The organism is Specibacter sp. RAF43 (assembly GCF_052114065.1).
Lineage (GTDB): Bacteria > Actinomycetota > Actinomycetes > Actinomycetales > Micrococcaceae > Specibacter.
The window spans coordinates 22,938-36,039 of record NZ_JBFREA010000020.1; the positions used below are offsets into that span (position 1 = coordinate 22,938).

General features: G+C 65.8%; 13 protein-coding genes. 5 read left to right on the forward strand and 8 right to left on the reverse strand.

Annotation, left to right across the window (positions count from 1 at the left end; genetic code table 11):
- The first annotated feature begins 439 nt into the window (after positions 1 to 439).
- Genes glgX through treZ form a run of 3 tightly spaced genes read left to right on the forward strand, consistent with a single transcriptional unit; the run spans position 440 to position 6,819 of the window.
- Positions 440 to 2,677, forward strand: a complete 2,238-nt coding sequence (gene glgX / locus AB4Y80_RS11820) for a glycogen debranching protein GlgX (RefSeq protein WP_442214351.1) — start codon at positions 440 to 442, stop codon at positions 2,675 to 2,677.
- Positions 2,674 to 5,022: a malto-oligosyltrehalose synthase gene (gene treY / locus AB4Y80_RS11825; protein WP_442214352.1), complete on the forward strand. Its 2,349-nt coding sequence runs from the start codon at positions 2,674 to 2,676 to the stop codon at positions 5,020 to 5,022. Before glgX ends, treY begins: the two co-directional genes overlap by 4 nt.
- A gap of 12 nt (positions 5,023 to 5,034) precedes the next feature.
- Positions 5,035 to 6,819, forward strand: coding sequence for a malto-oligosyltrehalose trehalohydrolase (gene treZ / locus AB4Y80_RS11830; RefSeq protein WP_442214353.1), 1,785 nt, complete (start codon positions 5,035 to 5,037; stop codon positions 6,817 to 6,819).
- Position 6,820: 1 nt separating this feature from the next.
- Here the strand turns inward: treZ and AB4Y80_RS11835 are convergent, their stop codons facing one another.
- Entirely contained in the window at positions 6,821 to 7,510 is a 690-nt protein-coding gene (locus tag AB4Y80_RS11835) for a TetR/AcrR family transcriptional regulator (protein WP_442214354.1), read from the reverse strand.
- 143 nt (positions 7,511 to 7,653) lie between these two features.
- On the opposite strand from AB4Y80_RS11835, the gene AB4Y80_RS11840 reads away from it, so the two are divergent.
- Entirely contained in the window at positions 7,654 to 9,144 is a 1,491-nt protein-coding gene (locus AB4Y80_RS11840) for an MFS transporter (protein ID WP_442214355.1), read from the forward strand.
- Between the two features lie 58 nt (positions 9,145 to 9,202).
- Here AB4Y80_RS11840 and arfB read toward each other — a convergent pair whose 3' ends face one another.
- The 6 genes from arfB to AB4Y80_RS11870 all read right to left on the reverse strand — a co-directional run bounded on the left by arfB (position 9,203) and on the right by AB4Y80_RS11870 (position 11,806).
- The gene (arfB, locus tag AB4Y80_RS11845) at positions 9,203 to 9,625 is read right to left on the reverse strand and encodes an alternative ribosome rescue aminoacyl-tRNA hydrolase ArfB (protein WP_442214356.1); all 423 of its coding nucleotides are present in this window, start codon (positions 9,623 to 9,625) and stop codon (positions 9,203 to 9,205) included.
- Between the two features lie 58 nt (positions 9,626 to 9,683).
- Positions 9,684 to 10,055 carry a VOC family protein gene (locus tag AB4Y80_RS11850; protein ID WP_442214357.1) on the reverse strand — a complete coding sequence of 124 codons (372 nt, stop codon included), beginning with the start codon at positions 10,053 to 10,055 and terminating at the stop codon, positions 9,684 to 9,686.
- Between the two features lie 151 nt (positions 10,056 to 10,206).
- Positions 10,207 to 10,407 (reverse strand): hypothetical protein, encoded by a 201-nt coding sequence (locus tag AB4Y80_RS11855; RefSeq protein ID WP_442214358.1) that lies wholly within the window; start codon positions 10,405 to 10,407, stop codon positions 10,207 to 10,209.
- A 118-nt stretch (positions 10,408 to 10,525) separates the two neighbouring features.
- Complete coding sequence (locus AB4Y80_RS11860; RefSeq protein ID WP_442214360.1) at positions 10,526 to 10,897, reverse strand: hypothetical protein; 372 nt, start codon at positions 10,895 to 10,897, stop codon at positions 10,526 to 10,528.
- A complete protein-coding gene (locus AB4Y80_RS11865) occupies positions 10,898 to 11,260 on the reverse strand; it encodes a J domain-containing protein (RefSeq protein ID WP_442214361.1) in 363 nt (120 codons plus the stop codon).
- A 123-nt stretch (positions 11,261 to 11,383) separates the two neighbouring features.
- The gene (locus tag AB4Y80_RS11870; RefSeq protein ID WP_442214362.1) at positions 11,384 to 11,806 is read right to left on the reverse strand and encodes an Hsp20/alpha crystallin family protein; all 423 of its coding nucleotides are present in this window, start codon (positions 11,804 to 11,806) and stop codon (positions 11,384 to 11,386) included.
- A 150-nt stretch (positions 11,807 to 11,956) separates the two neighbouring features.
- On the opposite strand from AB4Y80_RS11870, the gene AB4Y80_RS11875 reads away from it, so the two are divergent.
- Positions 11,957 to 12,256 (forward strand): MerR family transcriptional regulator, encoded by a 300-nt coding sequence (locus AB4Y80_RS11875; protein ID WP_442214363.1) that lies wholly within the window; start codon positions 11,957 to 11,959, stop codon positions 12,254 to 12,256.
- Positions 12,257 to 12,259: 3 nt separating this feature from the next.
- Here the strand turns inward: AB4Y80_RS11875 and AB4Y80_RS11880 are convergent, their stop codons facing one another.
- Positions 12,260 to 12,838, reverse strand: coding sequence for a flavin reductase family protein (locus AB4Y80_RS11880; RefSeq protein ID WP_442214364.1), 579 nt, complete (start codon positions 12,836 to 12,838; stop codon positions 12,260 to 12,262).
- Between the last annotated feature and the right edge of the window lie 264 nt (positions 12,839 to 13,102).

Here is a 13,102-nt window from a genome sequence, read left to right on the forward strand (position 1 = left end):
GCCTCTGTGAGCCTGATCATTCTTCTGTTAAGTCTCATCGCTTGTACCAATGGCGAGATGCCGGAACCGAAGGTGACCAACAATGAGCGTCCGAGAACGGCGGTCACGAGTGCGGGTGCAGAAGCAGCTGCAACATTCACCCTGCCTGCCTCCCTGAAGGCCCCTGCTGAGGCGGGCCCGGACGAGCAGCTTCTCTTTCAGACGAGTTCCCAGACAGAATCCGCGAGCTATGGTCCCGTGGCCACAGAAGCGAAAGTATGGTCGCTTGGCATCTACTCCGAGCCCGTCCCATAGCCCGTCGCTGGCGCATCGTGTGAGGAAATCAAAAAAAGCCGGGCACGTCGTGCGTATGCTTGGCAGCACGCAATGCGAGGGGTAGGGTCGTCACCGGCGGAGGCCATGCCACGCCGACAAGTGAAAAACACCTGCAGGAGGACGCATGGAAGTTTGGCCCGGAAGCGCCTACCCCTTGGGAGCATCCTTTGACGGTACCGGCACCAACTTTTCCCTGTTCAGCGAGCGCGCGGAGAGGGTGGAACTGTGCCTCCTTGCGGACGACCTGACCGAAACCCGCATCGAGGTCACCGAAGTGGACGGGTATGTTTGGCACTGCTATCTGCCCCAGGTCCAGCCGGGGCAGAAATACGGCTACCGCGTGCATGGATCCTATGAGCCCGAACACGGCCAACGATTCAACGCCAACAAGCTCCTCCTCGACCCGTATGCGAAGTGCATCCAGGGCCAGATTGACTGGGACCCTGCGCTCTTTTCGTACCAATTCGGCGATCCGGACTCCCGCAATGACACCGACTCGGCCGCGCACACGATGCACGGCGTAGTCATCAACCCGTTCTTCGATTGGGACGGTGACCGCCAGCTGCGCATCCCGTACCACGAGACGGTCATCTACGAGGCCCATGTCAAGGGCTTGACCGCGCTGCACCCGGAGGTCCCGGAGGATCAGCGCGGTACGTACGCCGGCGTCGCCCACCCCGCCGTGATCGAGCATTTCAACAAGCTCGGCATCACTGCGGTGGAGCTCATGCCCGTCCACCAGTTCATCAACGACGGCACGCTCGTGGAGAAGGGTCTGAACAATTATTGGGGATACAACACCATTGGCTTTTTCGCCCCCCAAAACACGTACAGCTCCGCCGGGGACTTCGGGCATCAGGTCCAGGAATTCAAGGCCATGGTCCGGGACCTGCACCGGGCAGGCATCGAGGTGATCCTCGATGTGGTGTACAACCACACGGCCGAGGGCAACCACCTGGGCCCCACCTTGTCCTTCAAGGGCATTGACAACGCAGCCTACTACCGCCTGGTCGACGACGACCTGAAGCACTACATGGACTACACCGGAACCGGGAACTCGCTCAACGTTCGGCACCCCCACTCCCTGCAGCTGCTCATGGACTCGCTGCGCTACTGGGTCACGGAAATGCACGTCGACGGGTTCCGGTTCGATCTCGCCTCCACCCTGGCCCGCGAGTTCTACGACGTCGACAAACTCTCCACCTTCTTTGAACTCATCCAGCAGGACCCGATCGTCTCCCAGGTCAAGCTCATTGCCGAGCCGTGGGACGTGGGACCGGGCGGCTACCAGGTGGGCAACTTCCCGCCACAGTGGACGGAATGGAACGGCAAATATCGTGATACCGTCCGTGACTTTTGGCGCGGGGAACCGTCCACCCTCGGTGAGTTCGCCTCTCGACTGACCGGTTCGGCGGACCTCTACGAGAGCTCCAGCCGGCGTCCGGTGGCGTCGATCAACTTCGTCACGGCGCACGACGGCTTCACCCTGCGCGATCTTGTGTCCTATAACGAAAAACACAATGAGGCCAACGGCGAAGACAACAACGACGGCGAGTCGCACAACCGCTCCTGGAACTGCGGCGTGGAAGGCGATTCCGACGACGACGCCGTCCTAACCGTGCGCGCCCGCCAACAGCGCAACTTCATCGCCACACTCCTGCTCTCGCAGGGAGTCCCGATGCTCCTGCACGGCGACGAGCTCGGCCGCACCCAGCAGGGCAATAACAACACCTACTGCCAGGATTCCGAGCTCAGCTGGGTGCAATGGGAGGCAATGGACGAGCCGCTGGTGGAGTTCACCGCGGTTGTCAACAAGATCCGCCGCGATCATCCGACATTTCGCCGCAGCCGCTTCTTCGACGGCCGGCCGGTGCGCCGCGGCGAGGGCGAGAAGCTGCCGGACATCGTCTGGCTCAAACCGGACGGCACCGAAATGCTCCCCGATGATTGGGGCAGCGGGTTCGGCCGGTCCATCGGCGTGTTCTACAACGGGGACGGCATTCGGGAACAAGACGCCCGGGGCCGGCGGATCACCGACGACAGCTTTCTCCTGGGCTTCAATGCCCACGGGGACAGCATGGACTTCCAACTCCCGCCCGAGGAGTATTCACCGTTCTGGGAAATCATGGTGGACACCGCCGACCGCGGGGACTTCGCGCCGCTCAAGGCCGGCTCCGTCGTGAAACTCGCGGCCCAGTCCCTCGTCGTGCTCCGTGCGTATTCGGGCCCCGAAGAGGCCGTGGACTACTCGGCCGCCGCTTCTCTGGCCGCCATGGCCGCCGACGAGGAGGCCTACGACGAAATGGTCAAGGCCCAGACGGGAGCCGCAGCCGCCAGCGCCGCAAAGGCCGCCTCCTCGTGAGGACTCCCGTCTCCACCTACCGACTGCAGATCCGGGCGGATTTCACACTTGCGGACGCCGCCGAAACCGTGCCCTACCTCAAGTCGCTCGGCGTCGACTGGCTCTACCTTTCGCCCATCCTCACGGCCGAACGGGGCTCCGCCCACGGCTACGACGTCACCGACCCCTCCGCCGTCGACCCGGAACGCGGAGGACCCGACGGACTGTTGGCCGTTTCCACGGCCGCGCGCGAGGCAGGGCTTGGAATCCTCGTCGACATCGTCCCCAACCATGTGGGGGTGGCCACCCCGGCCTCGAACCCCTGGTGGTGGTCGCTTTTGCGGATGGGTCGGGCGTCCCCCTATGCCCGGGCGTTTGATGTCGACTGGGACGCCGGCCATGGCCGCGTGCGAATCCCCGTCCTGGGGGCGGACTCGGATGTGGACGCCCTTGAGATCAGGGACGGGGCGCTGTGCTACTACGACCACCGCTTCCCGCTCGCCGAGGGCAGCTATGCCGACGGCGACGATCCGCGCCGGGTCCACGACCGCCAGCACTACGAGCTGATCGGCTGGCGCCGTGCCGACAACGACCTGAACTACCGGCGCTTCTTCGCCGTGAACTCCCTGGCCGGCATCCGGGTGGAAATCCCCGACGTGTTCGACGAGGCCCACGCGGAGATCCTCCGCTGGTTCCGGGCGGGCTTGGTTGACGGCCTGCGGATCGACCATCCCGACGGCCTGGCCCACCCGGCCGACTACCTGCACCGGTTGCGCGCGGCCACTGGTGGCAGCTACCTGCTGATCGAAAAGATTCTCGAGCCGGGGGAGTCCCTCCCGGCGGCCTTCGCTTGCGAGGGAACCACCGGTTACGAGGCCCTCGCGGACGTGGACCGGGTCTTCGTCGACGCCGGCGGCCAGGCGGGGCTGGATGCCCTCGATGCCACGCTGCATGGCGGCGAAGCGCCCGACTATGCGGAGCTGATCCACGAGACCAAGCGGCGGATCACGGACGGCATCTTGCACTCGGAGGTGCTGCGGCTGGCCCGCCTGGTGCCGGCCGGTGCCGCGCTCAGCGTGGACCAGTCCGCCGAGGCGATGGCGGAAATCATGGCCGCCTTCCCGGTGTACCGCACCTACCTGCCGGCGGGCCGGGACGTCCTGCGCGGGGCCTGCGAGCGGGTGGTCCGCCGCCGCCCGGAGCTGGAGACCGCCGTGAACCTGTTGCTCCCGCTCCTGCTGGAGGCCGGGACGGAAGCCGGGGCCGAGCTCGGCCGCCGCTTTCAGCAGACCTCCGGCATGGTCATGGCCAAGGGCGTGGAGGACACCGCGTTCTTCCGCTACACACGCCTGGGCAGCCTCACCGAGGTGGGGGCCGACCCCACCGAATTCGCCATCACGCCGGAGGAATTCCACGCCCGCATGAGTCGCCGGCAGGCCCAAAATCCGCTGTCCATGACGACGCTGAGCACCCACGACACCAAGCGCAGCGAGGACACCCGGGCCCGGATCTCCGTCCTTGCCGAGCTGGCCCCGGAATGGTCACGCGCCCTGAACCGACTGCAGGAACTCGTGCCGCTGCCGGACGGGCCGCTGGCCAACCTCCTGTGGCAGGCCGTCGCCGGGGTGTGGCCGGCGGAGCGGGGGCGGCTGCAGTCCTTCGCCCGGAAGGCCGCCCGGGAGGCCGGCAACTCGACGAACTGGACCGACCCGGACCCGGTCTTCGAGGAGCAACTCGCTGCCGCCGTCGACGCCGCCTTCGACAACGCGGCGGTCCGCGCGGAGCTGGGGTCGCTGCTTGCACTTTTGGAACCCTATGGTGCCGCCAACGCGTTGGCGGCGAAGCTGGTGCAATTGACCATGCCCGGGGTGCCGGATGTCTATCAAGGCACCGAGTTCCATGATCGGTCGCTGACGGACCCGGACAACCGCAGACCGGTCGACTTTGCGGCCCGCCGGCGCACGCTTGCGTCACTGGACGCCGGCGAGCGCCCGGCGTCGTACCGGACGGACGCGGCGAAATTGCTGGTGACCTCCCGGGCGCTGCGGCTGCGCCGTGACCGGCCGGAGTTGTTCGCCGGCTACGCCCCGGTGATGGCCGCCGGCGCGTCGGCCATACACCTGCTCGCGTTTGACCGGGGCGGGGATCGGGGCACGGGCGCCCTGACGCTGGCTACGCGGCTGCCCCGCGGCTTGGAGCAAAAAGGCGGCTGGCTGGACACGAGGATCCTGTTGGGGGCGGAGGTGGCGGATGAGCTGACGGGCCGGAGCTTCGGCCCGGGCGAGGTGCCCGTGGGAGCAATCCTGGGCAGCTATCCCGTTGCCCTGTTGGTGCCCTCCGGATCGGGGGTAAACCACGTTGGCTGAACGGAGGCTGTGATGACTCGGCACGCACAAGCAAGCGAACGCTTCGACGTCTGGGCGCCCAATGCGGGGGCGGTCACGCTTCTGGCCGGAGGGCACCGCTACGCCATGAGCCGCCGCACCGGGGATCCGCCGGGCCATGGGGGATGGTGGACGGCGGCCGGAACCCCAACGCGGGGAGATGCTGACTACGGCTACCTCGTGGACGGCGACGGCACGCCGTTGCCGGATCCCCGGTCCCGGCGCCAGCCCCACGGGGTCCACGCTCTCTCCCGGACGTTCGACCCGGCGGCCCACGCATGGGCGGACGGGCAGTGGCCTGGCCGCGAACTGGCCGGGGCGGTCATCTACGAGCTGCACCTGGGCACGTTCACGCCCGAGGGCACCCTGGACGCCGCGATCGGCAAGTTGGACCACCTGGTGCGGCTCGGCATCGACTTCGTGGAGCTGCTGCCGGTCAACGGCTTCAACGGCACCCACAACTGGGGATACGACGGCGTCCTCTGGTACACCGTGCACGAGGGCTACGGGGGGCCCGCCGCCTACCAACGGTTCGTCGATGCCGCCCACGGTGCCGGGATCGGCGTCATCCAGGATGTCGTCTACAACCATTTGGGCCCCAGCGGCAACTATCTGCCCCGTTTCGGGCCGTACCTCAAATCGGGGGAGGGCAGCACGTGGGGCGACGCCATCAACCTGGATGGCGCCGGCTCGGACACCGTTCGCGCCTACATACTGCAGAACRCCGCCATGTGGCTGCGCGACTACCATGTGGACGGGCTGCGGCTCGACGCCGTTCATGCGTTCAAGGATGAGCGGGCCGTGCACCTGCTCGAGGAATTCGGCGCCCTGGCCGCCACCCTATCCGCCGAAACCGGCCGTGTGGTCACCCTGATCGCGGAATCGGATCTGAACAATCCGCGGCTGCTCTACCCGCGGGAAGCGAACGGCTATGGTCTCGCGGGGCAATGGAGCGACGACTTCCACCACGCCGTGCACGCCAACGTCAGCGGTGAGGCCACCGGCTACTATAAGGACTTCACGTCCATCGCGGCCCTGGCCAAGGTGCTTGAATGCGGCTTCCTGCATGACGGAAGCTACTCCAGTTTCCGTGGACGACATCACGGCCGCCCCATCAACCCGGCCCTGGTGCACCCGGCCGCGCTGGTTGTGTGCAGCCAGAACCATGACCAGATCGGCAACCGTGCCCGCGGCGACAGGTTGTCGCAGTCGCTCGGCTACGGGCAACTGGCCGTTGCCGCCGTCGCCACCCTGACCTCCCCTTTCACACCCATGCTGTTCATGGGGGAGGAATACGGTGCAAGCACGCCGTGGCAGTTCTTTACCTCCCACCCCGAACCGGAACTTGGCAACGCCACCGCCGCGGGCCGTCTCAAGGAGTTCGAGCGGATGGGCTGGGATCCCGCCCTCGTCCCCGATCCGCAGGACCCGCAGACCTTCAACCGGTCCAAGCTCGACTGGTCCGAGGCCGCCGTCGGCGACCATGCGCGGCTCCTGGAGCTGTACCGGCGACTGATCCGCCTGCGCCGGGCAACCCCGGAGCTGCGAGAGCCCGGCTTTGGCGACTCCACGGTCCAGTTCAGCGAAGATGGCCAATGGCTGGTTCTCCGCCGCGGCGCCGTGGAGGTCGCGCTCAACTTCTCCGCCGCCGCCCGTATGGTCCCCGTCCGCGGAGCCACCCTCCTCCTTGCCACCGACGGCGGTGTCCGGCTCGTGCCGGACGACGCAGCCGGCGGACTCTTTCTGCCGGGGTACAGCGCGGCCGTCCTGGCGGCGTAGCCTACGGCAAAGGGACGGGTGGCCGAATACCCTCGATGAGCAGCTGGAGGGCGCGCCGGCCCATCTCGGTCTTCCCTGTTGCGCCAACGGGCAAGACCGCGTGGGCCATGGCTGTCATGAGGCGCAGGTCCGTGTGGCGGAAGTCGGGGCGCACCACCTTTGCGGCCTTGGCACGCCTGACGAGCACTTCCAGTTGAGAGGTCACTGTGACTTCCATGGCATCAAGTGCGCGGATGAGTTCCTCGTGCGTGGAGCTGCGGGCCCAGCCGGCCCCTCCTATATAGCCGCCCAGGACAAGTTCGCGCATCCCGCGGTCCGACATGAGCTGGTCCGTGGAGCTCCGCAGAAAATACTCGATGCCTTCCCAGGGATTGTCGAAGCTGTTGGCGGTCAGGGCGAACCGCTCGCCGTCCGCCATATGCTCACGGTAAACGTCAAGGATCAGAATGTCCTTATCGCGGTATCGGCGGTAAAGGGTTGCCACGCCCATGCCCGCGGCCTTCGCGATCTCGGCAAGCGGCACGCCCAGCCCGGCTTTCGAAAAGAGATCGTGGGCCGTTCGGCGCAAGTGCTCTTCGCGCGTGCTTCGGGGTTCCCTGGCGGGAATAACTGTCCCGGAGGCGTCGCCGGAGGCGGCCTTCGGAGCCGGCCGACGCGGTGCCTGGGTGTCGACGGGCGAGGGCGGTGTCATTCGTAGTGTGCTTTCCGTAGCTTGTTGTCTACCTCATTGTAGCGTGCAGCAACCCGTTGCGGAACAGTTGTTCCGCGATGGGATAGACTAGCGGAACAGCTATTCCGCCGGAATGGATTCACTGTTCGCAAGAGGCAAGGTTTATGAATACTGCTACAACAACGCAAGAAGCACCAGCTCCCCATCAGGAGGTGGCCGCCCCTGGGCGGACAGTCCTTCGCTGGTGGTCCATGCTCGCCATCGGCCTGTCCCAGCTGATGGTGGTCCTTGATGCCACCATCATGAACGTGGCGCTGCCCAGTGCCCAAATGGACCTCAACTTTTCGGACTCACTCCGGCCCTGGGTGATCACCGCCTACGCGCTGTCATTTGGCGGACTGCTGCTCCTGGGCGGTCGGATTGCCGATCTGCTGGGCCGCAAGCAGGTCTTCCTTGTCGGACTTGCGGGCTTCGCCGTGGCCTCGGCCCTCGGAGGCGCGGCCCCCACGATTGCGGTGCTGCTGGCCGCCCGTGTGCTCCAGGGGATTTTCGCGGCGCTCCTGGCCCCCGCCGCACTGTCGCTGCTCACCACCACCTTCACGGATCCGCGGGAACGTGGAAGGGCCTTTGGGATCTACGGGGCACTTGCCGGCGCCGGTGGCGCCGTGGGGCTCCTGCTCGGGGGAGTCCTCACCGAGTTCCTGACCTGGCGCTGGACGCTCTACGTGAATATTGTCTTTGCCGCCGTCGCCTTCGTGGTGGGTTGGATTGCGATCGCCAGGACAAGGCGCGAGCGGGGGACCAGGCTCGATGTTGCGGGCGCGGTCTTCGCGACACTCGGGTTCTTCGCTCTCGTCTCCGGCTTCGCAAACGCTGAGGAGCATGGTTTTGATGGCATTCGCACGTGGGGCCTGTTGGCCGTTGGCGTCGTCCTCCTCGTGATTTTCGTCCTCAGTCAACGCAGGGGACAGGCACCCCTGCTCTCGCTGCCGATCATTCTCCATCGAGATCGCGGGGCGTCGCTGTTGGCCATCTTTGTTGCCGGCGCCGTGATCTTCGGTGTGAACCTGTACCTTGTGTACTTCCTGCAGATCGTTCTGGGATTCACGCCGCTGCAGACCGGCCTGGCTGTGCTGCCGCTCTGCCTGGGCATCATGATCTCCGCGATGGTTTCGACGTCGGTTCTCCTGCCGAAACTTGGGGCCAAAGTGCTGGTGCCGGCGGGCATGATATTTTCCGCTGTCGGCTCGGCGTTGCTTATGTTCGCCCCTGTTGCCAGTGGTTATGTCCTGCAGGTGGCGGTTCCGATGTTTGTTGTCGCCGTCGGCCTCGGCGCCGTCATCTCAACGGCACTGAGCACGGGGACGCTTGGCGTTGACCAGCACGACGCCGGGGCGGCGTCGGCCGCCGTCAATGCCTCACAGCAACTCGGCGGCTCCATTGGACTCGCGGTGCTGAACACCTTGGTCGCGGGGGTAACAGTGTCCTCGCTCAATGCCGGCGACGCCAATCTGGACGCCCTCGTGGAAGGTTACTCGAGCGCGTACCTGGCCTGCGCGGTGGTCCTGGTGGCCGGTGCGGTGGCGACGGCCCTCCTCTACCGCCGCCGCAAACAGGGGGCCGCTTCCCCCGGCACTCCGGCCATGCACAGGTAGGTAGCCGTTCCAGCCGGCCCTGGCCTCTGGCCAGGCCGGCTGGACCGGAGGCTGGCTGTTACTCGATGGACGGCCGCCGGCGTTGCCGCTTCGTTTCCGACCGCTGGAGCTTGGCGGCAAGGCGGCGCCGGTCCGAGCCCCGGGTGGGCCGGGTCGGGCGGCGTTGCGCCGCGGCGGGAGCAAGACCGGCGGCGAGGAGCTTGGCGAGCTTGCCCAAGGCGATCTCGCGATTGCGCAGCTGGGAGCGCCGCTCGGCGGCGATCACGGTGACCACGCCGGTGATGAGCCGACGGCCAAGACGGGCGGTCAACATCATCCGCTGTCCCTCCGTAAGCACGGCTGAATCGGCAACGCTCCACGAGAGCTCGACGCGACTATCTGAGGTGTTCACGTGCTGGCCGCCGGGCCCGGACGAACGCGAGAATCTCCAGCCCAGTTCCGATGCAGGGATGGTGAGTTCCTCCGACACCTCCAGATCCATGCACTAAGTGTTGCACCCTGTGTCAAACATGCGTTGCGGCGAATTCGCCGTAACAAACCTAGAGGTGTTGATCGACGATGACCGGGTTGCCGTCCGGATCCACGACGATAAAGCTGGCCGGCCCCGTTGTGTCTTCGTCGGCCTCGGTCGCGAAAGCCAGCCCCTCGGCCTTAAGTTCTCGCTGGAGCTCGCGAACGTCGGTATAGGTGTCAAGTGCCTGTGCGTCCTGATTCCAGCCGGGGTTGAAGGTCAGTGCGTTCTTTTCGAACATTCCCTGGAAGAGGCCGATGACGGCCTCACCGTTCTTGAGAATCAGCCAGTTCTGCGCGAGGTCACCGCCGTGCCTGGCAAATCCCAGCTTTTCGTAGAATGCGGCCGAAGCCGCGATGTCCTTGACGGCGAGGCTGACCGAGAAAGCGCCGAGTTCCATGTTGGCTCCGCTTCGAGAGATGAATGATGCCGATAGTGGGCGCAGCCGAGCCGGATCCGGTGCGCGTATCCACCACCGTACCGCCTCCGGGGCTGATTCGAGCTGGAATTCCCGGACACCCTTCACTGACCTGCCGCCTGTGGCCTACCGTCTATCTGGCGGCATTCATCGCCGCGATGAGGGCGGCGGTGGTATCCGCTTCCCTGACCACGTGCCCGTAAAAGCTGTCACAATTCGTGCAGGTGTAGTCGATGTCCCACATGCCCTCACCACGGCGTCGATACCAGCGTGCCTTTTCGATCAGGATGAATTCATCACTCCCGCAGGTCTCGCACCAGATGGGGCTGGCCATTGCGATTCGCTTATCCATTGGGGATCACCCCTCCCTGAACTACAGCCGGAACCGGATCAAGAATTCGTGGCACTATTTTAGGTGTGCGCGGCCGCTGCGTGCCACCGGCCGGCATTGACTATTGGCTTTCGGGGCCGAAGATGAACGCCTTGGCGTGGTCCACGGCTTTCTTAAAGGCGTCGTTGCGCAATGTGATGTTTTCCCCGTGCCGGGCTTCGAGGTAGTCGGTGACGCCGGGACGCAGGAGCCAGATATCACCTGCCGGGGGGAGGTAGAAGACGGCGAAGGAGCGGTGCTGGTCGTCGTCGCTCCACATGGGGACAACGGCCAAGGCGGCTCCCGTGTCGACGTTGATCCATTGGGCCCGGGGCATGGGTTGTTCGTGGACTTCCGGATCCAGGAACGGTGCGGTGCCCTTGCCCCACCGCCGCTCAAAGCGTTCGTGGAACTGGGGCAGGAGCAGAGAGTCGTATCGACGCCAGGCACTCATCTAGTTTCGCCTCCCGGGTGGGGGTTCCCACTGCAGTGGGCCGACGATCAGGGGCTGTCCCCGCAGCGGCGCGGGCCCGGCGGACCCCTGCCGGGTGGGCCGCTGCAGGATGGGGGCGGTGCCGCGCGGGCGGCGCCCCCGGTCGTATTGGATTCTTCTGGCCGGGTCGCCGAGGACGCTGTAGGCGTCCATGACTTCCTGAAGCCGCGCAGCCGCATCGGCTGCCGCCGCGGCCGTGTCCGCTTCCGCTCGGGTGTCGGGGTGGTGGCGGCGCAGGAGAGATCTGTAAGCGCGCGACACCTCATCAGCCGTGGCGTCCGGGTTGATTTTCAAGATCGCATAAAAGTCCGGCGCGTCCGTCACGTCGTCCTCCTCCGTCGCGGCCGGCAGTGCCGGGCCTGGCGCGGCAACTGTGCCTGCTGGGGATGTGGCGGTCCCCSGCGCGCTGGCCGGGGACCGCCACAAAGAACTCCCTGTCCGTTCGCGTCAGGCGTTGATGGACTGCCGGTTCTCGGTCTTGCCGGTGATCGTGATCTTGCGCGGCTTGGCCTTTTCGGCCACCGGGATGCGCAGCTTCAGCACGCCGGACTCGTAGCTGGCCTCGATGTGCCCGGTGTCGACGTTGTCGCCGAGGACCAGCTGTCGGCTAAATACGCCGCGGGGCCGTTCCGCCGCGAGCATCTCCACGTCGCCGTCGAGCTCGCCACGCTCGGCCCGGACCGTAACGACGTTGCGTTCAACGTCCAGATCGATCGAGTCGGGGCTGATGCCGGGCAGGTCAAATTCGACGTGGAAGACGTCCCCGTCACGCCACGCATCCATGGCCATGGCTGCCGGGCGGGCCGGAGTCCCCAGAACCTGCTGGGCGAGTCTGTCGAGTTCGCGGAACGGGTCTGTACGCATCAACATGGCTTTCTCACTCCTTCACAGTTTCAGTTGCTGCCATCCCCGCCATAATCTGTCTCAGCGGGTATAGATTTTTTATAACACGCTTGCCATACTGGTGCAAGGGAAATTTTTCGCGGCATCACGTTCGCAACATCAAGGAGGGAATGGCTCGTGGCGGCCCAAGATCCACTGGCGCGGGGCATCTACGCGATCTCCGTCGCGGCCGAGCTCGTGGGGATGGGCCAGCAAAATCTTCGCCTCTATGAACGCAGGGGCCTCCTGGAGCCCGGGCGCACCGGAGGCGGCACGCGCCAGTACAGCGAAAACGACCTCACGACCCTGCGGCGGATCGCCGATCTTCTGGCGGACGGGCTCAACCTGGTGGGCATCCGCCTGGTGCTGGAGTTGGAGGCGGAAAACAAGGCGCTGCAGCAAAAGCTTGCACGCCGGCCGCGGGCCGCCGGGCGCTAGGGCTCAGGCGACGACGGAGGACCTGCTCAGGGAGTGCCACGTGCGGTTGTGATACACCAGTGGCCGCGACGCCTGTGCGTTCCGGGCGGCTTCGGAGGGCAGATTGACCTGGAGCACCTGAACGGCCACCACGGTGGAATCGCCGGCCTCCATCTGGTTCACGATCCGCCCGCGCATCCAGGCGTTGGCCGAGGGGAGGTAGGGTTCGCCCGTGATGAGGCGAGACCAGATGGAGGGGTCGGCGAATCGGTCGATCCCGCTGGTGCAAAAGTTCTTGGCCAGCTCGAGCTGATCGGCGCCGAGCAGGTGAACGACGACGGTCTCCGCCCTTTTTAGCGTCGGCGCCGACGATGACGCCGATGACAGCGAGAACACGAGCAGCGGAGGATTTGCGGAGACGGAGAACACTGACGTGGCGGTCAGGCCAACCGGGCCCGCACCGGCGTCGGCGGTGATGACCGACACTCCGGCCGGGTGATTGCGGAACGCGGACTTGAAATCCTCGGCGCCGACCATGTCGGCAAAGCCATGGTGCGTTGCCGGCGCCGGGCCGGCCGTGGCAACGGCAGTTGACTGCGGCATGAATGCTCCTAGGGTGCGACTATGGCCAAGACGTCTCGAAACTATCATTGCGCCGCATATGTGAACGAGTTTCCGTTACGAACTGTGGCATGACGGGCGGTTTGTTCTGCAAAGTGACCTTTTGTGACCAGCAAGTTTGGCGAATCGGGCTCCATGGGTTCTAGTGGAGAGTGACCATCCCGGGCGGCCGAGAGACCTGGATCAGTGAAGCCGCGGCAACCGCCCTGCATTCCCAGGCCGTGGCCACCGGGAGCAGGACGTTGC